The organism is Lysinibacillus parviboronicapiens (assembly GCF_003049575.1).
Classification (GTDB): domain Bacteria; phylum Bacillota; class Bacilli; order Bacillales_A; family Planococcaceae; genus Lysinibacillus; species Lysinibacillus parviboronicapiens.
Genome location: NZ_PYWI01000041.1, coordinates 1 through 25102 on the forward strand (window position 1 = coordinate 1; position 25102 = coordinate 25102).

24 protein-coding genes, 2 pseudogenes and 1 riboswitch are annotated in these 25102 nt (G+C 37.8%); of the genes and pseudogenes, 20 read left to right on the top strand and 6 right to left on the bottom strand.

The features are described 5' to 3' along the window. Positions 1–132: pseudogene (locus tag C9J35_RS20975) on the bottom strand (IS3 family transposase); the annotation flags it as partial. 939 nt (positions 133–1071) lie between these two features. On the opposite strand from C9J35_RS20975, the gene C9J35_RS20980 reads away from it, so the two are divergent. The 5 genes and pseudogenes from C9J35_RS20980 to C9J35_RS20995 all read left to right on the top strand — a co-directional run bounded on the left by C9J35_RS20980 (position 1072) and on the right by C9J35_RS20995 (position 4117). Further along, positions 1072–1437, top strand: coding sequence for a hypothetical protein (locus tag C9J35_RS20980; RefSeq protein WP_438941219.1), 366 nt, complete (start codon positions 1072–1074; stop codon positions 1435–1437). Between the two features lie 298 nt (positions 1438–1735). Next, complete coding sequence (locus C9J35_RS24380; protein ID WP_235616396.1) at positions 1736–1903, top strand: hypothetical protein; 168 nt, start codon at positions 1736–1738, stop codon at positions 1901–1903. Positions 1904–2055: 152 nt separating this feature from the next. Next, a complete protein-coding gene (locus C9J35_RS20985) occupies positions 2056–2481 on the top strand; it encodes a hypothetical protein (protein ID WP_054768187.1) in 426 nt (141 codons plus the stop codon). Positions 2482–2652: 171 nt separating this feature from the next. After that, a complete protein-coding gene (locus C9J35_RS20990; protein ID WP_107926653.1) occupies positions 2653–3423 on the top strand; it encodes a DUF2935 domain-containing protein in 771 nt (256 codons plus the stop codon). Positions 3424–3837: 414 nt separating this feature from the next. Then, a pseudogene (locus C9J35_RS20995) lies at positions 3838–4117 on the top strand (YqhV family protein). 75 nt (positions 4118–4192) lie between these two features. Here the strand turns inward: C9J35_RS20995 and C9J35_RS21000 are convergent. Beyond that, positions 4193–5425 carry an MFS transporter gene (locus tag C9J35_RS21000; RefSeq protein WP_107926655.1) on the bottom strand — a complete coding sequence of 411 codons (1233 nt, stop codon included), beginning with the start codon at positions 5423–5425 and terminating at the stop codon, positions 4193–4195. A 123-nt stretch (positions 5426–5548) separates the two neighbouring features. Further along, positions 5549–6175 carry a LysE family transporter gene (locus C9J35_RS21005; RefSeq protein ID WP_107926657.1) on the bottom strand — a complete coding sequence of 209 codons (627 nt, stop codon included), beginning with the start codon at positions 6173–6175 and terminating at the stop codon, positions 5549–5551. Between the two features lie 633 nt (positions 6176–6808). Between C9J35_RS21005 and mtaB the strand changes: the two genes are divergently transcribed. Both mtaB and deoC read left to right on the top strand, forming a co-directional pair. Then, positions 6809–8158: a tRNA (N(6)-L-threonylcarbamoyladenosine(37)-C(2))-methylthiotransferase MtaB gene (mtaB, locus tag C9J35_RS21010; protein ID WP_107926659.1), complete on the top strand. Its 1350-nt coding sequence runs from the start codon at positions 6809–6811 to the stop codon at positions 8156–8158. Positions 8159–8375: 217 nt separating this feature from the next. After that, on the top strand, positions 8376–9026 hold the full coding sequence (gene deoC, locus C9J35_RS21015; RefSeq protein ID WP_438941220.1) for a deoxyribose-phosphate aldolase: 651 nt from the start codon (positions 8376–8378) through the stop codon (positions 9024–9026). A 98-nt stretch (positions 9027–9124) separates the two neighbouring features. Here the strand turns inward: deoC and C9J35_RS21020 are convergent, their stop codons facing one another. Further along, positions 9125–9781, bottom strand: a complete 657-nt coding sequence (locus C9J35_RS21020) for a potassium channel family protein (protein ID WP_107926681.1) — start codon at positions 9779–9781, stop codon at positions 9125–9127. A gap of 25 nt (positions 9782–9806) precedes the next feature. Next, entirely contained in the window at positions 9807–11144 is a 1338-nt protein-coding gene (locus C9J35_RS21025; RefSeq protein WP_107926663.1) for a TrkH family potassium uptake protein, read from the bottom strand. 172 nt (positions 11145–11316) lie between these two features. After that, positions 11317–11456: riboswitch (cyclic di-AMP (ydaO/yuaA leader) on the bottom strand. A 226-nt stretch (positions 11457–11682) separates the two neighbouring features. Between C9J35_RS21025 and rpsU the strand changes: the two genes are divergently transcribed. From rpsU to recO, 13 genes are all read left to right on the top strand, one after another. Further along, entirely contained in the window at positions 11683–11856 is a 174-nt protein-coding gene (rpsU, locus tag C9J35_RS21030) for a 30S ribosomal protein S21 (RefSeq protein ID WP_004227078.1), read from the top strand. Between the two features lie 414 nt (positions 11857–12270). Next, on the top strand, positions 12271–13602 hold the full coding sequence (locus tag C9J35_RS21035) for an NfeD family protein (RefSeq protein WP_107926665.1): 1332 nt from the start codon (positions 12271–12273) through the stop codon (positions 13600–13602). Further along, positions 13603–14607 (top strand): flotillin-like protein FloA, encoded by a 1005-nt coding sequence (gene floA, locus C9J35_RS21040; protein ID WP_054768188.1) that lies wholly within the window; start codon positions 13603–13605, stop codon positions 14605–14607. A 26-nt stretch (positions 14608–14633) separates the two neighbouring features. Further along, complete coding sequence (locus C9J35_RS21045; protein ID WP_054768189.1) at positions 14634–15137, top strand: YqfB family membrane protein; 504 nt, start codon at positions 14634–14636, stop codon at positions 15135–15137. Between the two features lie 53 nt (positions 15138–15190). After that, a complete protein-coding gene (locus tag C9J35_RS21050) occupies positions 15191–15451 on the top strand; it encodes a hypothetical protein (protein ID WP_107926667.1) in 261 nt (86 codons plus the stop codon). Continuing rightward, complete coding sequence (locus C9J35_RS21055; RefSeq protein ID WP_107926669.1) at positions 15441–16553, top strand: sporulation protein YqfD; 1113 nt, start codon at positions 15441–15443, stop codon at positions 16551–16553. The genes C9J35_RS21050 and C9J35_RS21055 overlap by 11 nt, the downstream gene beginning before the upstream one ends. Before the next feature lie 2 nt (positions 16554–16555). After that, complete coding sequence (locus C9J35_RS21060) at positions 16556–17512, top strand: PhoH family protein (protein ID WP_054768191.1); 957 nt, start codon at positions 16556–16558, stop codon at positions 17510–17512. 569 nt (positions 17513–18081) lie between these two features. Beyond that, on the top strand, positions 18082–20202 hold the full coding sequence (locus C9J35_RS21065; protein ID WP_107926671.1) for an HD family phosphohydrolase: 2121 nt from the start codon (positions 18082–18084) through the stop codon (positions 20200–20202). Between the two features lie 8 nt (positions 20203–20210). Next, positions 20211–20684 carry an rRNA maturation RNase YbeY gene (ybeY, locus tag C9J35_RS21070; RefSeq protein WP_054768192.1) on the top strand — a complete coding sequence of 158 codons (474 nt, stop codon included), beginning with the start codon at positions 20211–20213 and terminating at the stop codon, positions 20682–20684. Continuing rightward, entirely contained in the window at positions 20685–21035 is a 351-nt protein-coding gene (locus C9J35_RS21075) for a diacylglycerol kinase family protein (protein ID WP_054768193.1), read from the top strand. Between the two features lie 276 nt (positions 21036–21311). Then, the gene (locus tag C9J35_RS21080) at positions 21312–21725 is read left to right on the top strand and encodes a cytidine deaminase (RefSeq protein WP_107926673.1); all 414 of its coding nucleotides are present in this window, start codon (positions 21312–21314) and stop codon (positions 21723–21725) included. Then, entirely contained in the window at positions 21712–22629 is a 918-nt protein-coding gene (gene era, locus C9J35_RS21085) for a GTPase Era (protein ID WP_107926675.1), read from the top strand. Before C9J35_RS21080 ends, era begins: the two co-directional genes overlap by 14 nt. 160 nt (positions 22630–22789) lie before the next feature. Beyond that, a complete protein-coding gene (recO, locus tag C9J35_RS21090; RefSeq protein WP_107926677.1) occupies positions 22790–23584 on the top strand; it encodes a DNA repair protein RecO in 795 nt (264 codons plus the stop codon). 34 nt (positions 23585–23618) lie between these two features. On the opposite strand, the gene C9J35_RS21095 is transcribed toward recO, so the two are convergent. Next, positions 23619–25046, bottom strand: a complete 1428-nt coding sequence (locus C9J35_RS21095) for an S-layer homology domain-containing protein (RefSeq protein ID WP_107926679.1) — start codon at positions 25044–25046, stop codon at positions 23619–23621. Positions 25047–25102: the final 56 nt, after the last annotated feature.

Genomic DNA, 25102 nt, shown 5'->3' on the forward strand with positions numbered 1-25102 from the left:
CATCCATGTTTCCACTTGTGTTTTATGCCTTATATTTAATTCAATTAAAACCTGCTTCGTAGGTATACCAGTCAATCGCATCTCAATAGCCTTCATTTTTACTTCGTATGGATAACTCACTCTTGTTTCCATAGAAAAAACACCTCCTAATTGAAGTTTAGGTATCTAAACCCGAATTCAATCGAAGATGCTTTTTTTATTTGTCTATACTTTTGGGGTCAGTTCCGAGTGACCAGGTACATACCTTCAAGATGTTTTTATCGACAGGGTCCATTTATCTTATGTATCACATTCGTGTTAAGATAGGCGTTCTAAAATCAAGAAGCCACAGCGAGTGAAATCTCTGCAGCTCTTTAAGTAGTGAGACACTACGCAATTATATTTTGGTTGTTTATAGTCAATTTATACGTCTCGTGTAACATTGGTTAAAAGTATAGATCACTGCAATAAGGACACTTTAATCCATACTGGAGATAAAAGAAAAGCAAAAGAATGAATTAGAGTAAGAGAAAATAGGCATTGAATTTAGTCCTGAGAAATTTAGAAGTAAATGAAGAAAAACAAGAAAAGAGCAATAGAATGAACAACAATTTAATAAAGAAAAAAAGTAATGATTAAAATACCACAACTTTCGGGTTGTGGTAATTAAATAAAAAAAGCCATAACGGAGGTCGTTACAGCTTCGAAAAGTATGTGAGAAAAATCTCATGACCAATTTATCTTTACCAGATTCAATTATATTATACTTAAATTTTTTGAAAAAAGGATCACTTCCAATTAAGAAAGTGATCAAATGTTAAGCTTATTATCCTCAAGAAACATTATGAGTATATATTCTCAAGAGTAATAGGAGTAACGGAAAACATTTCGACAGGTCACTTTCATTTTATGTACTAAATAGAGATTCTGTTAGGCGTTACACCATTTTTAAATTAAAAGCTGCAGCTATGAGTCTCTGCAGTCTAGAGTAGTGTGAGAACACTATGGACAAATGCTATTGTTATACATCAAAACAGCTTGTGAATACGCTAAAATTCAAAATTAAGTAAATTAACAAGGGAGGTGTTGCATATGTATGAATGGTTGCGAGATTACCAAAAACTAGAGGATGAAATCACATACCTTGAATATATTTTGAGTCGTTCCCAAAACGAATTGAAAAGATGGGTACAAGGTGATTTAGCAAAGTACAAGCTAACCTCTAAATCAGATGGTGCAAGGCTTGAAGAACGGATAGAAGTCATTGAATACGAGCTTGCACATAAAATGAATGATTTACACGATTTACGAAAACTCATTAATACATTCCAGGGAATCGAGCATCAAATCGTTTACAAACGATATATAAAAGGAAAGACGTTTGGAGCAATCGCAAATGATTTATGTTACAGCCTTGGATACATCAAAAAAAACATGCAGAGATTGTTCGTACAATAAAATTTGTAACCGAATATAGTAATGTAAAATAGTACACTTTTAGAGTACGCCTACTAGGTACTGAAACTATTGAAATAATGCGTCTTATATAATAAGCACGTCCAACTTGTACGTGCGTTTCTACAAACAAGCCATGAAAACCCCCTTTCATATGAGGCCGTACGAATACTGTACGGTCTTTTGTTAAGTCTGAAAAGTGAGTAGCCTATTCGGTACTTGCTTTTCAAAGTGAAATAATACCTAAAATTTATGGTGATGAATGATGTATTTTGTGCTATTTTGTTAATGAGGTGATTTTATGGGTGAAGATACTACAACGAATTTTAATAATCCCGTTAACAGAACACCAAATAGCGAGCATGATAGACTTAACAACAGGAAAGCCATGATTAGCGCAAAAATCACTAAAGAATGCGTTGACCGATTGATTGAGGATATTGATAAAACATTAAGGACGTCCAAGTGACGTCTTTTTATTATGCCTTGAGGGTCTAGTTCACTATGCACGAAAGCTATATTAAACGGTGGTTCACTGTGAACTATCGTCCTATGCAGTCGAAAGCTAAACCGACTATAAAAGCTAATGAGCAATCACTATGAATTGTAGAGGGATGAACAATGGATAAACCAAGTTCAACTATTAGACCTGATAAACCAGTAACACCTAAGAAATACTTAGCTAATTATTGTATGGTAAATCCTAACCATCAAATGTTTAAGGTGGCCGATGGTACTCGTTGTGTTGATTGTAATGGTTTAGTGAATGTTAAGAAAGTTACTATGGCTCAACATTACTCACTGCCCACTTATACAGAATTACGTAAAAGACGAAATGAAAAGCCAAGTAAATCATTATCCGTTTCAATTAATATGAACACAGACAAAATGCAATTAAAGTTACGAGCAATCGCAAAGCATACTGATGCATTGGCTGATGAGTTGGATAGGATTGATAATTTAGTTACCATCAACGAACATTTACTATTGATAATGTATTTTAGCAGTTGTTCCAGTTCTACTAAAAAGCGTGAAGTCATCGTATAAGTAAACAAATAAAAAAATTATATTAACCAAGTACTCTTTTTTAAAAGTGAATACCTGTTTCAACCTATAATTCAAACTGATATTTTAAACATAATTTTATGGAGAATTAATATTAGATTTTAAAGGAGAATAGAATGAATGGACGTAAAGAATAAAAGGGGATGAGAATAGATGTCAAATTATGTACAACATGCATTATTTGAACATAGGTTTTGGTTAGAAATATTGAAAGATCATGGTCAATTTATTCATGATTCTCTGTATCCATCAGAGACGGAGGATATTAAAAGAGCGAATTCATTTATTCATCAATTTTCCCAGTTACTTGCCTTTGCAAACACACTTAATACTTCCGATGTAGCTGTATCCTTTTCACTTACTGTTGATGAGGCTGTTGAACAGTTCAAGCAATTTAAGTTTTATATTCTCAGACGCCAATTATCAGGCGAAATTGGTATTCATTTAACTCCTACCTTTGTTAATCATATGGTAAATGAATTAGAGGAGTATCAAAATGTCCTCAGCTATCTAAAAAAAGGTGAAGTCCCTCCCATATTTCATGAACTGCATCATCACTTAGTCTGGCTTTTAGATGCATCAGGACATGCAGGCGCCATCAATGATGAGTTAGATGGGGTAGAAAAAAGATTAAAACAAAAGAGCAATACTTTCGCCGAACATTTTGAACAATTTTATCTAAAGGCAGTGGAGCTAGCTGGTTATTTGCGATCCAATATACAGTCATTTCCAGCATTAACGCGTTTTAATAAGGATGTAGAGATAGAAATGACATTATTTAAAACCTTTTTACGGGAGTTAGAGGAAATGGAGCTAAGTGCTGAAGTATTAGGAACTTTTACAGCTCCAATGGCAGATCATATGTGGAGAGAGGAACAGTATTATCTATCCAAACTAGCTCAAGCAAGTGGTGAAGACGGATAAAGTTCATAAAACTATTAAACGGATATTAAAAAAAATCATATAAGTCACATTTATGAAAATAATTTCGAGTAAAGCCACTTGAAAAAGTGGCTTTACTTAAAATACCTAGTTAACTGTTTTTTCTTTGTATCAAATTCGTCTTGAATGAAAGGGGTGTATAATAAAGCTATTGAGAGTTTGAAAAGATATAGGCAGCTATTGAATTCTAGAACAGTTCCTCCTTAATTGATGTCTATTCATCATTTTGGAAGGGAAAAACCTGTACAATTATAAAGGAGAAATCTTACTGAGGGAAAAATGTTTTTATCATACCCTCGGTCTAATATAAAAGAAAGTACCTTAAAAATGTGTTCCAAGGATTAAAATAATTCTTGGATTGGTTGCATATGTTAAGAATGAATAATAGCAGGGGATGTGGTTACCTTTATTGAAAAGGGACTCTTTTTTATCATTATATTAAGACTTATTTCAGGAAGTATAGAGATAACAGCTGCCTGCCACTTTAATGTTTAAATTCAATGATCTAGAAAAGGCCTTTTATATCAACACTCTACTTGCCTTAGTGGGTCCAGTTATTTTAATTGTTACGACAGGAATAGCATTACTTGGTCTGGCTGAAAAAGTTTCATTGACAATAATTATATGTCTTTTCTGTGGGATTTTTCTTATCCTTTTTAGGTTAAAATCTGACTGAAAACGCTAAATTTTAATTATTTTCATACTTTAAAAAAGGACAAATTCAGCCACAATAGCTGTTATGTCCTTATTTTCATGCTATTTTATTTATTTTTTCAATTTCATCGACTTGAATGTACTTAAAGACAATAAACAATAGGATGAATCCGAATACACCTGCCGTAATATAGCTAATATTGAGATAGTTTTTCATGACGAGTGACATAATAGAGGGACCAGCTGCAACACCGATAAATCTCGCCGAGCTATAAAAAGAGGAAACTGTGCCTCTTAACTCTTTTTTTATGTTTTCAGTAATAATAGCGTCAAGTGCAGGCAATAGTGCGCCAATAGCTATTCCCACTATACTCGTTACTACTAAGAGAAGGATCAGTTTTTCCCTCGTAAACCCTACGAAAACGATGCTGGCAGACATTGCAATTAAGCTGATAATCATTATTTTTTTAATAGTCGCGAGGTCCCCTTTAATTTTCCGACCGGAAATAAAAGAAGCAATACAAAGTAATAAAAGTGGGATGGCTAGAACGAAGCCTTTCTTAATGTCCTTTATATTATGAACTTTTTCGAGGTTTTCTGATAAGAAAAATAACATACTGAATAATATCAGCATAACAAGGATTCCATTTAGGAATACGGTATACAACCATTTTCCTTCCGTCTTGAATACAGTTTTTGTATTACTTAAAAACTCCTTAAACTTTACAGGTTCATCATTTTCTTTGGGAATTTTAACAAAGAAAAAAATAAGTGCAATAGAAATTAAACTGAGCGCTGAAATGGAGAAGAAGGGTAGGAACCATAAAATAGCGGCAAATATTGAACCTAAAATGGGACTTAACACTTTTCCAAACGTGTTCGACGTTTCAATAATTCCTAAAGTAGAACTTATTTTTTCATCATCATCTTTATAAAGGTCACCCACAAGTGGCAAAACAATCGGCATGGCTCCAGCCGCCCCTATCCCTTGTATAATTCTACCAACGATAATCATTGTGTAGGGGTCCTCCATTTTCCATGAAGCAAACCCGGCAATTAGACCCCCGATTAAAGCGAAGATTAAACTTGGTAATATCACCATTTTCCTACCAAAGCGGTCCGATAAATAGCCGGCTACTGGTATAAGAAAAATAGCCGCGACTGAATAGCTTGTAATAATCATGCTCGATTGAAAAGATGTGATCCCGACCTTTTCTTCAAGTTTCGGGAGTACTGGAATAAGCATGGAATTTCCCAATGTCATGATGAGAGGAATTGAAGTCAAACTTATAATACACCAAACACTTACTTGATCCTTACTTTGTTTCATTACCACACCTCGACTAATCTTTTTTATTCTATTAAAGGTATGGTTTCCTGTCGTGTACATTTTATGCGTGATATGTTTTTTGTATAGACTTTTACTAAACGGTCCTTACCTTGTGAGGGTGTATTAAAATAACGCTTGAAAAGCCTGCATGCCAAAGTAGATTCCGAAACCGATCATTATTATGGATGAAATAAAGGAGACGGTTTTCAAAAGCTGGGTGGATAATAATTTACGAGCTACACTGGATGAAAAAGCCATAATGAAATCCACTAAAATAATGCCAAGCAAAATGGCGATACTATTTAAAATGATTTGATATCCTGTAGAGGCTTCAGCCGTTTTCGCGAGTATGGAACCATATATCCCTAACCAAAAAAGGATGGTCAGTGGGTTCATCAATGACATGAAGAAACCAGAGATTATTGATTTTCTAAGTCGGGTTCTTTTACCGGTTTTCAAATCCATGTCAATTTTATGTAACGATAGTAAATTTTCTATACCGGTATACAGAAGAACAAAACAGCCGAAAGACCAGAGTATCATTTTCAACAATAACGAATCAATAAATTGACCAATGCCAAAATAAACTATGAACATATAGATGATGTCGGTTGTTAAAGCACCCAGACTAAAAAACCAGGCATGAAAAAAACCATTTTTAAAACCTGTATTTAATAGGACGGTCTTAACAGGTCCTATTGTTGCAGCCATAGATATGCCTAAAAAGATATAGGTGAATATAGAATCCATGAATAGCCCTCCACTAATATGATGTCATTGCATTTTATTCGAAGGCAATGACTTATAGGACTATTAAAAGGGGAAATTCTAATGGAATGTTTAGGATTTTATTTTATGCTTTAGAACCATTATTCAAACATAATATTACCCCATTCACCAAATTAAAGACTACCTTTATATAGCGGATTTGATAAGAAGCATTGTTAATATTAATCACACTGTAGCCCAAAACAGCCAAACAAAATTTATAATGAGTTCCTGGCGAGTGACTTTCTATAATTCCAACGCTTGATTACCTCAGGATAAAAAACCATTGCGAAATTTGAGAAGACATACTTACATCGTAAATATTTATTTTTCTTACCATATAATCAACTCGAACTGTCGATGATTATGAACGCGGGATTAGGTTATATATTTATTCAGATGTCCCCATTGTTCTTAGAGATTCTGAAAACTGTAGGGGAGGCTATTTAAAAAGGAAAAAAACTAGGTTACGCTGAGCGAGAACCTAGTCATTACGAGTATTGATTTTAAAAGGTTTGTGTTATCATAAATCACGTATCTATAATAAGTACATCAAAATAATAATTAAAAAACAAGAAACACAGTGTAATGTGAAGTTGAAAGGATGAATTAACTATGAGTAAAGGGCATACGAAAACCGTAGCTCTGAATACGTTAGGTTGTAAAGTAAATCACTACGAAACAGAGGCAATTTGGCAGTTATTTAAAGATGATGGTTATGAACGAACTGAGTTTGATCGTCAAGCTGACGTTTATGTCATTAATACATGTACAGTAACAAATACGGGTGATAAAAAATCGCGTCAAGTGATTCGTCGAGCAATTCGCCAAAACCCAGATGCAGTTATTTGTGTTACAGGTTGTTATGCCCAAACGTCTCCTGCGGAAATTATGGCGATTCCTGGCGTAGATATTGTTGTAGGAACACAGGACCGCACGAAAATGCTTGGCTATATTGAACAATATCGCGATGAACGCCAACCGATTAATGCAGTACGTAACATCATGAAAAATCGTGTGTACGAAGAATTAGACGTACCTGCGTTTACTGACCGCACACGAGCATCACTAAAAATCCAAGAAGGTTGTAACAACTTCTGCACTTTTTGTATTATTCCATGGGCACGTGGCTTAATGCGATCTAGAGATCCTCAAGAGGTACTTCATCAGGCTCAGCAATTAGTAGATGCTGGTTATCTTGAAATTGTACTAACAGGAATTCATACAGGGGGCTATGGTCAAGATTTAAAAGACTACAACCTTGCACAATTGCTGCGTGACTTAGAGATAAATGTTAAAGGGTTAAAACGCTTACGTATTTCTTCAATTGAAGCAAGTCAGTTAACAGATGAAGTGATTGATGTGTTACGTGAGTCAAATATTGTTGTTAATCATTTACACATTCCGATTCAATCGGGCTCAGATACTGTATTGAAACGTATGCGTCGTAAATATACAATGGAATTTTTCGGTGAACGTTTAACAAAATTACACGAAGCACTGCCAGATTTAGCAGTTACTTCTGACGTAATTGTTGGATTCCCAGGTGAGACAGAGCAAGAATTTATGGAAACATATAACTTTATTCGCGACCATAAATTCTCTGAACTACATGTCTTTCCATTCTCACCACGAACAGGTACTCCAGCTGCACGAATGGAGGACCAAATCGATGAGGACATTAAAAATGACCGTGTTCACCGCTTAATCGCATTAAACGATCAACTCGCAAAAGAATATGCTTCACGCTTCGAAAATGAAGTGTTAGAAGTAATTCCAGAAGAATATGTACATGATGGTAGCGACGCAGAAGGTCTATTAACGGGTTATACAGATAATTATTTAAAAGTAGTTTTTGAAGGCCCCGAAAGCCTTATTGGTCAGCTAGTGAAGGTGAAAATTATACAAGCGGGCTACCCTCATTCCAAAGGGCAGTTTGTCCGTGTATTGGAAACTGTAAAATAAAAAGACAAAGGATTGCCTATCTTTAAACAATAGGACAATCCTTTTTTTGATATTGAAATCCATTTTTTGCATATAGTATGTAGATTTATAATTAATAGCCGACAGTCACTAAATAGTAAGAAATTAGACGGCGACGTGAAAAAATGGTATCATTTCAGAGAGGTACGTACAACTAAGGTAGAAGGAGTGTTATACATTGAAAATAAATTATGCAAGTATGATTGATCATACCTTATTAAAAGCTGAGGCAACAAAGGCTCAAATTGAAAAACTCTGTGCGGAGGCGAAACAATTTGGTTTTGCATCTGTTTGTGTAAATCCGACTTGGGTAAAATATAGTAGTGAGCTATTACAAGACTCAAATGTCTTAGTATGTACAGTAATAGGCTTCCCTCTCGGCGCTAATACACCTGCTGTAAAAGCTTTTGAGGCAAAGGATGCCATTGCAAATGGTGCAAAAGAAGTGGACACGGTCATCAATATTGGCGCGCTGAAGAATCAAAACTTTGACATTGTACAAGCGGATATTGCTGCGGTGGTAGAAGCTGCAAAGGGTAGTGCTATCGTTAAAGTTATTATTGAAGCATGTTTACTTACAGATGAGGAAAAAGTAAAAGCATGTGAGCTTGCAGTTGCGGCTGGGGCTGATTACGTAAAAACGTCGACAGGCTTTTCAACAGGTGGCGCAACAGCAGAAGATATTGCATTAATGCGTAAAACAGTTGGCCCAGAACTAGGCGTTAAGGCATCTGGCGGTGTACGTAGCTTGGAAGATATGCAAAGCATGATTGATGCAGGGGCAACACGAATCGGTGCAAGTTCAGGTGTCGCTATTATGAATGGATTAATTGCAGATTCAAATTATTAGTATTATGTGCATATAGAAGAAAGGGGTAGTTCGTGATGAACTACCCCTTTTTTATGCAAAGAATGATGCAGTCAATTTTAATAGATAATGTGTGCTTTTTATTCTATATTTGCAAATAAAGCGAGATCAGACTTATGTCCAATCATCACTAATAAATCTTCCTCTTCGATAATTTGTTCAGGAGATGGAGAAATGATGATTGTTCCTTTTCGCACGATGGCGATGGCACTAACATTGTATTTAGCCCGAATGTCCAAATCACGTAAGTTTTTTCCAGCCATCTTAGAAGGAATCATAATTTCTTCTACACTATATTCCTTAGACAATTCAATATAATTTAACATATTGGGAGAGAGGAGCTGATTAGCAACCCGTTCACCCATATCTCTCTCTGGGTAAATAATCCAGTCAGCTCCGACTTTGTCTAACACTTGCCCGTGTCTTTTTCCTAGAGCTTTTGCAATTACTTTTTTAATACCAAGTTCTTTGAGTAATGAAACGGTCAATATACTAGATTGCATATCGTTACCAATAGCGACGATGACACAATCAAAATTTGTAATTCCTATGGAGGTTAATGCCTTTTCTTCAGTGGTATCAGCTACGACTGCATGTGTCACAAAGAATTCAGCATCCTCGACCCTTTCTTCATTCACATCAATACCTAGAACTTCCTGTCCAGCTTCGTGTAATCTCCGTGCTACACTTGTTCCAAATCTTCCTAAACCGATTACAGCATATTGTTTTATGGTCATAATAGTCAGCGCTCCTTGCATGTAATTAACCAATCATGATATTTCCTTTTGGATGTCGATAAGCTTGTGATTTTCTCCGTTTTGTAATAGCGAAAGCAATGGTTAATGGCCCTAATCTACCTGCAAACATGGTAAATATGATGAGTATTCGACCAAATGGAGTTAGTTCAGGAGTTAACCCCATAGAAAGTCCAACTGTACCGAATGCTGAAGTTGCTTCAAATAAATACAGGATAAAGTTGTGACCTTGTTCTGTAATACTGAGTATTATGGTGACAAGTACAACAATCATCATCCCACACATGGTTACAGTCAGTGCTTTTAGAATCGTTTCAACTACAATTCTACGTCTAAATAAGACAACATCTTCTTTTCCTCTAATTTGTGACCAGAGCGTGGCAACTAAAACAGCAAAGGTTGTAATTTTAATTCCCCCTGCCGTAGAACCAGAACCTCCTCCGATAAACATGAGCAAAATTATTAAAAATAACGTGGAATGAGTTAAATCACCGATAGAAAGAGTATTTGATCCAGCCGTTCTTGGCGTAACTGCCTGGTAAAACGAACCTAATATTTTCCCCCATTCAGATAAAGGACCAATTGTCTTGTTATTATCGTATTCGAACAAGAAGATTAACAGTGTAGCTCCTACGGTTAAAACAGTCGTCGTAAACAAAACAATCTTCGAATGCACTGATAAACGTCGCGTATCGCGATATTCATACAATTCATTCATAACGATAAAGCCTAACCCACCAATGGTAATAAGGGCACAAATAGTCAAAACGACAAACGGGTCATCAACATAAGCAGTCAGACCTTGAAAACCTCCCATTAAATCAAAGCCAGCATTATTAAAGTTGGATATTGAGTGGAAGAAGCCGAAATAAATAGCTGTAGCTAATTCCATATCAAATGAAAAGCGAATGGATAAAATAATCCCACCCATTACTTCAATAACAACAGTGAAAATAATTATTCTCTTAACCAATTTTACAAGTCCAGCTATTGAGATGTTATTAAACGCCTCTTTTAACAGTAGTCTTTCTTTTAATGAAATCTTTTTTCCTAATAGTAAAAATAAAAATGTTGCAAATGTCATAAACCCTAAGCCACCTATTTGAATAAGGGCTAAAATAACTAACTCACCAAACGTAGAAAAAGTGTCACCGGTGTCTACAACGATTAGACCCGTTACACATGTTGCAGAGGTAGCTGTGAACAAAGCATTTAAAAATGACAGACCTTTTCCGTCTTCAGTAGCTATAGGAAGCATTAGTAAGAGTGCCCCGATAATAATAATCGTTGCAAAGCCTAGCACAAGAACTTTCGGCGGATTAAGAAAATCTTTAATTTTTTTCATGATGATCTCCTCATGAATGGACAGTAAAACACAGATATCCACTCTATAATCTGTAAACTTAATATTATTTATTTGTTTATAGGCATAAGAAAAAGACCATTGTCTATGTATGTTAGAGTGCTGGATAATTTAGGCGTCACAAATAAGCAATCTAAATACTGGTGGTCTTCATGACCTCCTTCGCTTTAGCCGACGAAGTTAGCTGACGGGTAGGATGGCGAAAGAGTTTCTCATCCCTTCTACAATTTGCAGAATTAACCCCAAAAAATTGGTTCCTCCGTTCCCAATACTGAGATTAGGCAGATATGAAATTGAATGAGATTATTCTACGCCCATTTTCTATTTTTTGTAAACCCCTAATTTTTAGGTGAAGCATATGTATTTATTGTTGTCCAAATGCTAACTATAAATTCTCGAAAATAATTCGAATTCTTTCTATTGACCATTATTAGACAATACGGTATAATTCTTTAGTACACAACAGTTGGTTATTTGCCTATTTGTGTATTGACGTGTGTTCGGAGGGAGGGAAAGAGAGATGTCAAAAACTGTCGTTCGCAAAAACGAATCGCTTGAAGATGCTCTTCGCCGCTTCAAACGTACTGTATCAAAAAGTGGTACAATTCAAGAAGTTAGAAAGCGCGAGTTCTACGAAAAACCTAGCGTAAAACGTAAAAAGAAATCAGAAGCTGCACGTAAACGTAAGTGGTAATTTAATTTCCCATTAAAAATCCCTACGTTCATAACACGCAATTTTATGGTTCACTGAGCAGACAATGATATACCTGAAATTAATCATACTTATGGTTAATTTCAGGTATTTTACATGTTGCTCTATTTTGCGGTACATATTGCTGAAGCCGAATGAAGTCATCTTTGATTTCATTCGGCTTTTTATGTATCATATTCGAGCGTTTGCTAAGACTTTGAATGAAAAACCTTTAAAAGGTAATGAATCGCCGTAGCGCTTATGGTTCATTGCGGAAGTATTTTGGATATCGAAAGGAATTGGAAAACACCCCACAGAGTAAAATTTCACTGTATAATAAAATGAAAGGAATTGTGAAACTTTTTACAAGGTCATTCGTATATAAGAAGAGAAGCATGTTAGAAGGGAGGGAAAAAGATGCGAAAAAGGAGGATCCTTAGCTATTTGATGGTCATATGGATGACTTTTTTGTTAGCGTTTCCATTGACATCTGCTTTTGCGAGTAGCAAGGTATACCATGTGCCTATTCATGATGAAGTAGAACGAGGACTTCACGCATTTTTAGAACGAGCTTTTAAAGAGGCAGAGGGTAATTATGCGGAAGCAATTATACTAGACATACATACGCCTGGTGGATTCGTCAATGCAGCAAGTGACATCGCCATGCTTATGGATGCCACATCGATTCGCACGATTGCTTACATTAATAAAGATGCGCATTCAGCAGGTGCTTTTTTAGCCTTGCATGCAGATGAAATCTATATGGTGCCAAATGGAACAATTGGAGCAGCGGCGGTCATTGACTCAGCAGGAAATGCGGCAGATTATAAGGCTCATAGTGCATGGCTAGCACAAATGCAAGCGGCAGCAGAAACGTCTAATCGTAATCCTAAATATGCCCTAGCAATGGCGGATTCATCTATTGATTTACCGGAATTCCGAGCAGGCGGCAAAAATTTATTAACATTATCGGCATCTGAGGCGCGGGAAGTAGGCTATTCCGAAGGTACTGTATCGAATTTTCAAGAACTACTAGCCGATACTAATTTAAAGGGTAGTGACATTGTATCAATTGAACCGACTTTTGCAGAAAAAATTGCTCGTTTTATTACAAATCCAATCATAGTACCAATTTTACTATCGATTGCAAGTTTAGGACTTGTCATGGAGCTGTATTCGCCAGGTTTCGGTGTTCCGGGTATAATGGGATTATCGTCTCTAGGGTTATTTTTCTTCGGTCATATGGTGGCAGGTTTTGCGGGCTATGAAACATTACTGTTGTTTATTGCTGGATTAGCACTTGTCATTGCGGAGTTTTTTGTCCCCGGAGGCATTGTTGGTATTTTAGGTGGTGTGCTTATATTACTTAGTTTGTTACTGGCTGGTGCAAACATGATGCAAATGGTTGTGGCAATTTTCATTGCACTCGTAGTAGCAATAATAGGAATGGTGATCCTGATGAAATTTTTCGGAAAAAAAATGCATGTTTTAAACAAGCTTGTCCTGATGGATGCGACAACAACGGAAGAAGGTTATGTGTCCAATGTTAATCGCATTGAGTTGCTTGGGAAGGTGGGGAAAACGATTACACCACTCCGTCCTTCAGGTACGATGCAATTTGGCGGTGAACGTATTGATGTAGTATCAGAAGGTGGCTACGTTGATGCAAGTAAGTATGTAGAAATCATTAAAGTAGAAGGCTCACGTGTTGTCGTGAGACCAACAAACAAAGAGATGGAGGAATTATAAATGGGATTTGATTTAGCTCTAATTGGGCCAGTGGTCGGGCTAGTTTTACTATTCATTGTACTAGCGGTATTCTTTACCTTTGTACCAGTGGCACTATGGATTTCTGCTTTAGCAGCAGGTGTCCGTGTTAGTATTTTCACATTAATCGGGATGCGTTTACGTCGTGTAATTCCGTCACGAATTGTTAATCCGTTAATTAAAGCACATAAAGCAGGCTTACCTGTTACGATTAATCAACTAGAAAGCCACTATTTAGCAGGCGGTAATGTTGACCGTGTTGTCAATGCGTTAATTGCAGCACATCGAGCAAATATTGAGTTATCTTTTGAGCGCTGTGCAGCCATTGATTTAGCAGGTCGTGATGTATTAGAAGCGGTACAAATGTCGGTTAACCCGAAAGTTATTGAAACGCCATTTATTTCAGGTGTGGCGATGAACGGTATCGAAGTTAAAGCAAAAGCACGTATTACAGTGCGTGCCAATATCGAACGTTTAGTCGGTGGTGCTGGTGAGGAAACAATTGTTGCCCGTGTTGGTGAAGGGATTGTATCGACAATTGGTTCTGCTACACATCATACAGAAGTATTAGAAAATCCAGATATGATTTCACAAACTGTACTTTCAAAAGGTTTAGACTCTGGAACAGCGTTTGAAATCTTGTCGATTGATATTGCGGATGTTGATATCGGTAAAAATATCGGTGCTGAATTACAAATCGAGCAAGCACAAGCAGATAAAAACATTGCCCAAGCGAAGGCTGAGGAACGTCGTGCAATGGCCGTGGCAAACGAACAAGAGATGATTGCTCGCGTTCAAGAGATGAAGGCGAAAGTAGTAGAAGCAGAGGCTGAGGTGCCACAAGCGATGGCGGAAGCTCTACGCTCTGGTAATCTTGGTATTATGGATTACATGAACTACCGTAATATACAAGCTGATACGGCTATGCGTGACTCCATTTCCAAGGTGAGCTCGGATAAATCAGAGACAAATGAACCAAACGCATAAAATACGGAAAGGAGCAGTACTAACAAATGGAACAATTAATAATATTTGCGATCATTGCCATAGTCAGCTCTCTTTTCGGTAAATCAAAAAACAACAAAGAACAAAAACAAATGCCGCCCTTTAATAAGGAAGAGCAGCCGCAACCTCCTGTCATTATAGAGACAGATGAGCCAAAACCACAACGTCCAACTGTCAAAACACAAAACTTTGAAGATTTCGCACGTGAGTTTTTAGGGAATAGGAATGCAGAAAAACCTAAAGTGGAAGCCCGTGAGACACGTGTTAAACGAATAGAAGAAAAAGTGATGGAGCAAATGCCAAGCTATGTGGCGCCACCACTGATTCCGACTGAGCCATTAAGTCGCACAAGTGATCGTCCAAGTCTAGGGCGATTGGCTGCTGGTAAAACTACAGGTGTACATGTAGCGACGACAAATAAGGATTTTCTGTTACCAAATTCTAAAAAAGCATTAATGCAGGCTGTGGTGATGGCAGAAGTTTTAGGCCCACCGAAAGCAAAAAGAAAATAACTAGCATGTCCTCCTTTTTTGGCGCATATATTGCCGAAGAAGGAGGCATTTTTATGAAAAAATTATTTCAATTAACGCCACTACTTGAATTATCACAGTTTGAAACATTAAAAATCATCGGCCCATATCGTTTTTTACATGCAGATGCTACATCATGTGCGTTCATCTATGCAGATTATCATATTACTGTGCGTGGAAAATCCGTGGATATAAACGCTATTAAAGAAGAAATGCTTCATCTTTCAATTGATGATTTACAAGAGCTACATGTAAAAATGACAAAAGATATGGGTGTGAGCGACAATGTGGAATAATCGGCCAATCATCATACGTATAAAGCGTCATGAAAATGTTCATCCTTTTATTCAAACATTGCATGCACAACATGTCCCGTTAAAACGTGTAGTCTTTCGGGAACAAGAAGTCATATTTGAAACAAATATGCGTTATCTATCTAAGATTCGTCGCAGTCGTAGCCGTTACCGACTAAAAATGACTGTACATTATGCAGATGAACTTCATGTATTTCGAGCGCAGCTTTGGACATTGCTCGGCTTATTTATAATGATATTAATACCACTATTCTGTGCGCAGGTAGTCTGGCGCGTTGATATTGAGGCAGCTTCTCCTGAATTACAACAGCAGGTAGAAAAAACATTCAAAGAGACTTTCAAAATGGAAACACCTATGTCTAAAAAAGGACTACCAACAGATGCAATCATCCGGCAAGAGCTGTTAGAAAAGCATCGAGAGCTAGCATGGGTGCATATTGAAAAACATGGCGGTCGTGTAATTCTACGGCCACAAGAATCTCCTAAGCAAGCCGAGCAGACGAATGAAAAATTAGCAACACACTTGGTGGCTACGAAAAGTGGCGTTATAACACACTTTAATATTCAAAACGGCGAACGAAAAATTTCGGTAAATGATACAGCCTATGACGGCGATGTCCTTGTAAGTGGAGTTATTGAAAGTGGGGATGATCACGTCTTTGTCGGTGCAAAAGGAGAGGTTTTTGCAGATTATTGGCTTGAATGTACATTTAAAATTCCGACTAAGCTAACGATGGAAACGCTACAACAGAAACAGTGGCGTGTATTAGTAAAGGGCATTCATAGCGAAGAAGTTGACTATGTTCAAAAAAAAGAATTACCAAATTGGTTGGATCCATACGTTTCAATTGTTGAGGAGCAACAAACCAAAAAGATGGAAGTAGTACTGGATGAATCGAAAGTAGATTCACTCCTTATTCCATTACTCCATGAAAAAATGTTACGATCACTACCCGCTAAAACGGTTATCAAAAAAGAAAACCTTTTACAGGCGAAGTGGGGGAATGGTACAGTTGAAGGGAAAGTTCTATTTTTAGTCAATGAAAACATTGCAAGTCCAATACATGGCCCACAAGGAGAATGATTATGTCTGAACATTTAACTGTATTACAAGTGGATAATCCAAACGAAGCAGTGATGCTACTCGGTATTTCCGATGCTAATATGAAATTAATTGAAGAGGCACTACATGTCCATATAATTACTCGTGGTGAACAAATTCAACTTGCTGGTGAAGAAGACGCAAAGGAACAAGCGACTTTTCTTTTACAGGCACTCTTAAAAGTCATTCGTAAAGGCATTAACATTGATCAGCGTGATGTAGCGACAGCAATCGAAATGACACAAAAAGGTACAATTGAATATTTTGCAGAACTCTACGATGAAGAAATTGCGCGCACGACGAAGGGCAAACCAATTCGTGCGAAAACAATTGGTCAGCGAGAATACATACAAGCGATTCGTCACAAAGACGTTGTTTTCGGTATTGGGCCAGCAGGTACAGGTAAAACGTACCTAGCGGTGGTAATGGCTACACAAGCATTAAAAAATGGACATGTAAAGCGTATTATTTTAACGCGTCCTGCTGTAGAAGCAGGAGAGTCTCTGGGCTTTCTTCCAGGGGACTTAAAAGAAAAGGTAGATCCCTATTTACGCCCTCTGTATGATGCGTTAAATGACATTTATGGCTCGGAGCAAACGCAACGTCTTATTGAGCGGGGCACCATTGAAATTGCACCGTTAGCCTATATGCGTGGACGTACATTGGATGACGCCTTTGTTATTTTAGATGAAGCGCAAAATACAACGCATCCGCAAATGAAAATGTTTTTAACACGTTTAGGCTTCGGCTCAAAAATGGTTATCACAGGTGATAAAACGCAAATCGACTTACCGAAAAATACTGATTCTGGTTTGATTGTGGCAGAACGTACGTTAAAGTATGTCAAATCAATCCACTTCCAAATTTTAGAACAAGGCGATGTTGTTCGCCACCCAGTAGTAGCAAAAATCATTCAAGCCTACGAAGAACAGCAACTTTAGAATTGCGCACAAGCGCAATTCTAAAGTCTGCCCCGAAAGTGAAGAAAAACGAAACGGCAGGGGCAACAAGGTAATAAAGCGCACAAGCGCAATTCTAAAGTCTGCCCCGAAAGTGAAGAAAAACGAAACGGCAGGGGCAACAAGGTAATAAAGCGCACAAGCGCAATTCTAAAGTCTGCCCCGAAAGTAAGTAAAATGAAACGGCAGGGGCAACAAGGTAATAAAGTGCACATGTGCAATTCTAAAGTCTGTCCCGATATGAGTACAACGAAGTCTGCGCGAAAGGTGAAGCCGGTAGCAATAGTTGGTTTTAAGTACCGCAAGCGAAGGCTGCAGGTACAGCGCAATTTGTACAAAAGGTGAACCTGACTACAGCAAAGGATTAGTACCCACAGTAAAGTGACAAATCGTGACAGGAGACACATGTTTCAATGAGAATATAGTTATATTTTGGGAAAAATTGTGACAGCTATGCAAATTTGTATAGCTGTTTTTTGCTTTCTTATACATTTTTCGAGAAAAATGTTTTTTGAATTGGTATGATAGAAGATAGATAGAGGAGGTGCCAGATGGAGAAACAACTTCGAAAAATTACCGAGCTTATTGGTTTTCGCTATTTTTTGATTACTGTTCTCATCTTAACAGGAGCCCTACAGTTTGTATTTATGTATGGCAATGTTAAAGGTGTTACATATGATTTTAAACCCTTACAGCTTGCACCAGAAACTGTTCGGTCTACTAAAACAATCGAAGATACAGTTAAGACACAACAAGAGCGAGAAAAAGCAGCAGATGCAGTAACGCCCGTCTATCAGTTTTCAGAGGACGTCGCGAAACAACGCGCCGCTATTGTGACGTCTTTATTTGACTATGTCCTTGAAGTCAAGAAGGATGTTGACAGCAGTGAAAAACCTGTTGCTATTGTTGACCAGGTGGCGCAGCTTCGAAAAAAAGTAGAATCCATTGATGTTGACCAAATGTCTGTATCCTTTACAGATGCACAGCTAGAAAGTTTACTAGTGCAAAGTGATACAGATTTAAAGAGAACGAGTACAATGCTATCAAAGCTTGTACAGGACTTTTTACAAAAATCAATACGTACGGAAAATGTGCTAGCTGCTCAAAATGATGTGGAAACAAAAATTCGTGGGCAGCGTGGTTATCCCGATAAAATATTAAGTGCTGTCGTTCTAATCGGGCGTGCAAGTATTATTGAAAATGAAACGATAAACGAAGAGCAAACAAAAGTTAGAATCGAGCAAGCGAAAGAATCAATTGAACCTACCCGTATTTTACAAGGACAAATAATTGTTCAGGAAGGCCAAATAATCGATACGGAGGCTTACCGACAACTGGAACTTCTTGGGATGGTAAGCAATAAAGCTTCTATGAAACCTATTGCAGGGCTGATAATATTAACGTTCCTGCAGTTGATATTCATGTATATTTTATTTGAACGCTGGGAAACAGAAGAGCAAAAAAAGCGCAATGCACTACTTGTTACCGTGATTGTCTATAGTTTATCTATTCTCTTAATGAAGTTCATTAGCTTAGTCGCGGATGGTTTTGATGTGACCGTCGCATTTTTATTCCCGACGGCATTAGCGACAATGCTTGTACGTTTGCTGGCAGACGATCGGGCTGCGGTACTAATCACCGTTATGACAGCCGCTTCAGCAGGAGTTGTTTTCCAAGAAGGCTATTCATCAGTGATGCAAATGGAAATCACACTGTATATTATCTTTGGTGGCTTTGCGAGCCTATTCTTTATGCGTAGTGTTGAAAAACGCTCGCATATTTTACAAGCAGTCGGCGTCATTTCACTTGTAAATATGGCTTTTATTGCATTTTATTTACTCATGACACAGTCGTCATATGGACTTTCTGAGCTAATGTTTTACTTTATTGCCGGAATATTATCTGCCCTACTTTCAGGTGCGCTCACAATGGGCTTATTACCATTCTTTGAATCAGCCTTTAGCTTATTATCGACATTGCGTTTGATTGAACTGTCCAATCCCAATCATCCGTTACTGAAAAAGTTACTCATGGAAACGCCAGGAACATATCATCATAGTGTAATGGTTGCAAACTTAGCCGAGGCTGCCTGTGAAGAAATAGGTGCGGATGGCTTACTTGCGCGTGTTGGCTGTTATTATCATGATATCGGGAAAACGAAAAGACCTGCTTTTTTCATCGAAAATCAAATGTCTGGTATTAACCCACATGATTCGATGCCGTCAGAAACAAGTGCTGAAATTATTATTGCACATACGACGGATGGCGCAGAGATGTTAAAACGCTACAAAATGCCACAAGAAATTATTGATATTGCCTTGCAACATCATGGGACGAGTCTGTTAAAGTTCTTCCTATATAAAGCGAAGGAAGAGGGCAAAGTAATTGATGAAGCAAAGTTCCGCTACCCAGGTCCGAAGCCACAAACAAAGGAAGCGGCAGTTATTAGTGTTGCTGATAGTGTTGAAGCGGCTGTTCGTTCAATGAAGGAACCGAATGCAGAAAAAATTCACAAGCTTGTGAAGGCAATTATTGATGATCGTGTACAGGACAATCAGTTTGATGAATGCGATATTTCAATAAAAGAGTTAAAATGTATAGAGCGAGTACTTTGTGAAACGTTGAATGGAATTTTCCACTCACGAATCGAATACCCAAAGGCAGATAAGTAGGAGGATCTATGATTTTAACAATTGATTTTACAGATGAAACAAACGAAGTAACTGCAGAACATATGGAGCTGGTGGAAAAGCTTTTACAGCATGCAGCAAAAACTGAAAACATTGAACCGGAAACAGAAGTGTCGGTTACATTTGTGACAAATGAAGCTATACGTGAAATAAATCGAGAATACCGTGATAAGGACCAAGCGACAGATGTAATTTCGTTTGCATTAGAAGAATTAGGAGAGGGCGAAATGGAAGTAACGTTTGAAGGGATGCCGCGAATTTTAGGGGATATCATTATTTCAACGGATCGTACGAAAGAGCAGGCTGAAGAATACGGTCATACGTTCGAACGCGAATTAGGCTTTCTAGCGGTGCATGGCTTCTTGCATCTACTTGGTTATGATCATATGGTACCTGAAGATGAAAAAGTGATGTTCGGGAAGCAAGATGAGATTTTACAATCTTACGGCTTAGGACGTGACTAAATGGATGGGCGTAAATATATTCGCTCGTTCGTCTATGCCTTTCAAGGCATCCTAACAGCATGCGAGGAGCAAAATTTCCAATCGCATGTGCTGAGTGCGGGAATTGTCTTGATTGTTGGCTATTTTACTGGTTTATCACGTGTAGAATGGTTCATTGTGTTATTATTAATAGCACTGATGTTTGCTCTTGAAATGATAAATACTGCCATTGAAAGAGTGGTGGATTTGGCGTCACCAGCTATTCACCCTCTTGCTAAGCAAGCAAAGGATTTAGCAGCAGGTGCAGTGCTTGTATTTGCTATATTCAGTGCTATAATCGGATTACTAATCTTTATACCGAAATGGTTTTAACTTCATTCCGTATTGAAAGAAACACAGGCGAAGCGACAGGACGGCGCTTCGCCTGTGTGACCCACATCAAGTGGAAAAAAGCTTCGACAATGGGCATGAATGTTGAGAAGATCTGATTAGATGTTAGCGATAAAGTATGGAGATGCATACAACGCGTTTAACAAACAAGCCACATACTAGTGTCAATCTGCACTTTATTGCTTTATTGGAAGCGCGGTGTCAGTTACTAGTATGTCGAGGCAAAATTGATTTATATGTAGAGGAGAATTAGCGTAGATGACAATTGATATGCATGCATTATTAGAGGAGTCAAAATTGGCGCGTGAAAAGGCGTATGTTCCATACTCAAAATTTAAAGTGGGCGCAGCTCTTTTAACGAAAAATGGCGATGTCATTCACGGCTGTAATATTGAAAATGCAGGTTATAGTATGACCAATTGTGCAGAGCGTACAGCATTTTTTAAAGCAGTATCAGAGGGCATATATGATTTTGAAGCAATCGCAATTGTTGCTGATACGGATGGCCCATGTGCGCCGTGTGGAGCATGCCGTCAAGTGATGATGGAGTTTTGCGGGCCAACTATGCCTGTCTATTTAACAAATTTAAAAGGTGATGTCACGGTAACGTCGGTGGGCGAATTACTACCGTTCGCATTCACAACGGAGGATTTAGAGAATGCTGGAAAATAACACTGGCTTTAAGTCAGGCTTTATCTCAATTATTGGTCGACCAAATGTAGGGAAGTCAACATTTTTAAACCGAGTAATAGGTCAAAAAATTGCCATTATGAGTGATAAGCCACAAACAACACGAAACAAAGTACAAGGTGTACTGACATCAGATGAAAGCCAGATGATTTTTATCGATACGCCTGGGATTCATAAGCCAAAGCATAAGTTAGGCGACTTCATGTTAAAGGTCTCTAAAAACACCTTGCGTGAAGTGGATGTAATTATGTTCATGGTTAACGCAGAGCAGAAGCTTGGAAAGGGAGACGAGTTCATCTTAGAATTGCTAGCAGGTAACCCTACCCCGGTATTCTTAGTTATCAATAAGATTGATCAGGTGCATCCAGATGAATTGATGGGAATAATCGAGAGCTATAAGGAACGCTATGACTTTGCAGAAATAGTGCCTATTTCAGCACTACAAGGAAATAATGTTGAAAATCTATTGGCTACATTAACGAAATATTTGCCAGAAGGTCCACAGTATTATCCAGCTGACCAAGTAACAGACCACCCAGAGCGATTCATTATTTCAGAGCTTATTCGAGAAAAGGTGTTACATTTAACTCGTGAAGAAATACCACATTCTATTGCCGTGGTCATCGAAAAAATCCGTCGTGATGAAGAAAACGAAGACAAAATCCATGTGGCAGCGACAATTATCGTTGAACGTGATTCGCAAAAAGGAATTGTCATCGGTAAACGAGGAGCATTATTAAAAGAAGTTGGGATACGTGCACGAAAAGATATTGAAATGCTTCTTGGATCAAAAGTATATCTAGAACTATGGGTTAAGGTGCAGAAGGATTGGCGTAATAAAGCAACACATCTCCGTGATTTTGGTTTCCGTGATGACGAATATTAACAATTATTTTAGTTTGTAGTGTATTCTCACTACTGTAGTCGCTCCAAAATAATACTGTTTTTAGACGTAATGATTATATAGTGCGAGAAGGGGGCTGTCCAAATACTGATTTGGAGAGCTCTATTTTCTTGTGAATGCTTCAGGGGAAGGGGGAGACGACTTGCTATATAAATGGGAAGGGATTGTTCTAAAGGCACGAGCATATGGTGAGTCCAACAAAATTGTCACGCTACTGACGCGTGAAGCAGGAAAGGTTGCAACTATGGCACGGGGCGCAAAGAAGCCTTCGAGTAGGTTAGCTGCGGTGACGCAGCCATTCACATACGGCATGTTTATGGTACAACATCATACAGGCATGGGGACATTACAACAAGGCGAACATCTGAATTCCATGCGTCATATTCGTGAAGATATTATGGCAACTGCCTATGCCAGCTATATCATGGAACTGGTAGAGCGTGTGGTGGAAGAAGGGAAGCCAGAGCCGTTTGCGTTTGAAGTGCTGTTACAGGCATTACAGGCGATTGAGGACGGCTATGATCCAGAAGCAATTACGCTGTTTGTAGAGTGGAAAATGCTACCTTATACTGGTGTGCAGCCAATTTTACATGCCTGTGCCACATGTGGTGCAGTAGACGGTGAATTCGCCTTTTCCTTTGCGCAAGGTGGCTTTTTATGTCATCGCTGTTATCGGCATGATCCATATATTATCCGTTTAACACCTACACAACTAAAGCTTATACGAATGTTTTATGCTGTACCAATTGATCAAATTGGTAAACTAGAATTGAAGAAGGAAACAAAATATTTTATCAAAAAAATTATTACAACTATTTATGAGGAACAAACAGGAATTCGCTTTAAGACAAAGAAATTTATCGAGCAACTGGAGAGAACACCTGAGTTACAACCGAGATTAACAAGTACAAATACAGAAATGCCAGAGGAAGATTAACATTCCTCTGGCATTTTTTATCACCTACAATTTCTTAAAATTCATCTTCGTCAGTGGTAACATTATGATAAGCAGCCCATTTACCAGCGATTTTTAGGAATTCAATAAACAGATAAGTCGTTTCACCATTTTCACCAGTTATATGTAAAATAGCTGTCCCTTCCGCTAGAGGAGTAACTTTTAGTGTACTGCCCTCAATTGTTGCCTTCACTGGAATCTTGTATGCAGAATCATAACCATTGTTTAAATCCTCTAATACAACATTCACTGGCTCAAACGATAAATCTTCGCTTGTAAATGTAAGATCATTTGAAAGCTCATAAAGATCGATGCTACGAACAAAATCATACGTATACACATCAGCAGCCATTGTTTGTTGTTGTGTATCATTAGTAAATGTTAAAAGATATTGTCCGTTTTTAAAGATGGACAGTGTTGTTGCATTATTTTTTGTGTCTAAAGCATATAACTCAGGGGATAGGGCTTGACCATCAGCAGTTTGTATAGTTACTTCCGTTGGTACGAATTTTAAATCACTTTCCGCTAGATCTAGAGGAAGATTTTCAATGTGGTCTGTTTCTTGAACTTCTTGCAAAGTTGTTTGTAATTTTCCATTTACATTTTTAACATGAACTAAGAAAAAGACATCCGTAAACTCCTCATTATCCTCAGTAAAACCAGTAATAACTAATTTACCAGTCCCTTCTTTTAAAGGCTTAATCGTTATAGACTCTGACATATCTTGTTCTTCGTCCCAAGTGAATATATCCTCTGCCGGCTCAATGCCACCGTAAGAGGCAAAGATATAATCTTGGTTATAAGTACTAGCATAAATAGTAGCGTTGTTTAGAGTGTTTTCAGCACGAACAACAAAAGTAGCTAATTGTGAGCGTTTTACATTGTTTTGCGGTCCGAATGTAGTAGGTGTAGTTCCTTTTGTGATGTGATTGGCAAATAGCGTTTGAATATAAGGTTCGTATTCACTTCCTGCTTTCACATCAGTAAAAGGAATATCAGTAGTGTCAGCGATTGGTAATTTAAAACCTTTTACTATCATTTTTGACATTTGACCACGTGTAATATTTTTAGTTGGGTAGAAGTAACCATTGGAGCCACTGATGATGCCTGCGTTTGCTAATGCTGCAATCGCTCCATAGTTTTCATCGCCTGGTTGAATATCCTTAAATTGTGGATTTGTGACATTGTCAGTATCAAGATGTAGAATTCCAGCTAAAATTTTCGCTGCTTGTGTACGAGTAATCGAATTTGCTGGTTTGAATGTGCCATCTGGGTAGCCAGAAATGATACCTCGTTGTGCTAGGTTAAGAATAGCTTTGCCTTCCTCTGTAGATGCATTGATATCGGGGAATGATGTAGCAGCTTGTGCTGGGGTAGTAATGACAATAGCGCTAGTCGCTAAAGTTGCAGCTATAGCCATTTGATAAAAACGATGTGTATTCACTTAATTTCCTCCAAAAAATAGATGTACATTATAGTACCTGTCTCTTATACACATCT

Coding starts and splice junctions, on each gene's coding strand:
- rpsU (WP_004227078.1), top strand. CDS start 11,683: ATGTCAAAAACTGTCGTTCGCAAAAACGAATCGCTTGAAGATGCTCTT.
- C9J35_RS20990 (WP_107926653.1), top strand. CDS start 2,653: ATGTCAAATTATGTACAACATGCATTATTTGAACATAGGTTTTGGTTA.
- C9J35_RS21005 (WP_107926657.1), bottom strand. CDS start 6,175: ATGGATTCTATATTCACCTATATCTTTTTAGGCATATCTATGGCTGCA.
- C9J35_RS21025 (WP_107926663.1), bottom strand. CDS start 11,144: ATGAAAAAAATTAAAGATTTTCTTAATCCGCCGAAAGTTCTTGTGCTA.
- C9J35_RS21000 (WP_107926655.1), bottom strand. CDS start 5,425: ATGAAACAAAGTAAGGATCAAGTAAGTGTTTGGTGTATTATAAGTTTG.
- C9J35_RS21065 (WP_107926671.1), top strand. CDS start 18,082: ATGGAGAAACAACTTCGAAAAATTACCGAGCTTATTGGTTTTCGCTAT.
- era (WP_107926675.1), top strand. CDS start 21,712: ATGCTGGAAAATAACACTGGCTTTAAGTCAGGCTTTATCTCAATTATT.
- C9J35_RS20980 (WP_438941219.1), top strand. CDS start 1,072: ATGTATGAATGGTTGCGAGATTACCAAAAACTAGAGGATGAAATCACA.
- C9J35_RS21020 (WP_107926681.1), bottom strand. CDS start 9,781: ATGACCATAAAACAATATGCTGTAATCGGTTTAGGAAGATTTGGAACA.
- C9J35_RS20985 (WP_054768187.1), top strand. CDS start 2,056: ATGGATAAACCAAGTTCAACTATTAGACCTGATAAACCAGTAACACCT.
- C9J35_RS21060 (WP_054768191.1), top strand. CDS start 16,556: ATGTCTGAACATTTAACTGTATTACAAGTGGATAATCCAAACGAAGCA.
- C9J35_RS24380 (WP_235616396.1), top strand. CDS start 1,736: ATGGGTGAAGATACTACAACGAATTTTAATAATCCCGTTAACAGAACA.
- C9J35_RS21080 (WP_107926673.1), top strand. CDS start 21,312: ATGACAATTGATATGCATGCATTATTAGAGGAGTCAAAATTGGCGCGT.
- mtaB (WP_107926659.1), top strand. CDS start 6,809: ATGAGTAAAGGGCATACGAAAACCGTAGCTCTGAATACGTTAGGTTGT.
- C9J35_RS21075 (WP_054768193.1), top strand. CDS start 20,685: ATGGATGGGCGTAAATATATTCGCTCGTTCGTCTATGCCTTTCAAGGC.
- floA (WP_054768188.1), top strand. CDS start 13,603: ATGGGATTTGATTTAGCTCTAATTGGGCCAGTGGTCGGGCTAGTTTTA.
- C9J35_RS21035 (WP_107926665.1), top strand. CDS start 12,271: ATGCGAAAAAGGAGGATCCTTAGCTATTTGATGGTCATATGGATGACT.
- C9J35_RS21050 (WP_107926667.1), top strand. CDS start 15,191: ATGAAAAAATTATTTCAATTAACGCCACTACTTGAATTATCACAGTTT.
- C9J35_RS21055 (WP_107926669.1), top strand. CDS start 15,441: ATGTGGAATAATCGGCCAATCATCATACGTATAAAGCGTCATGAAAAT.
- ybeY (WP_054768192.1), top strand. CDS start 20,211: ATGATTTTAACAATTGATTTTACAGATGAAACAAACGAAGTAACTGCA.
- C9J35_RS21045 (WP_054768189.1), top strand. CDS start 14,634: ATGGAACAATTAATAATATTTGCGATCATTGCCATAGTCAGCTCTCTT.
- deoC (WP_438941220.1), top strand. CDS start 8,376: ATGATTGATCATACCTTATTAAAAGCTGAGGCAACAAAGGCTCAAATT.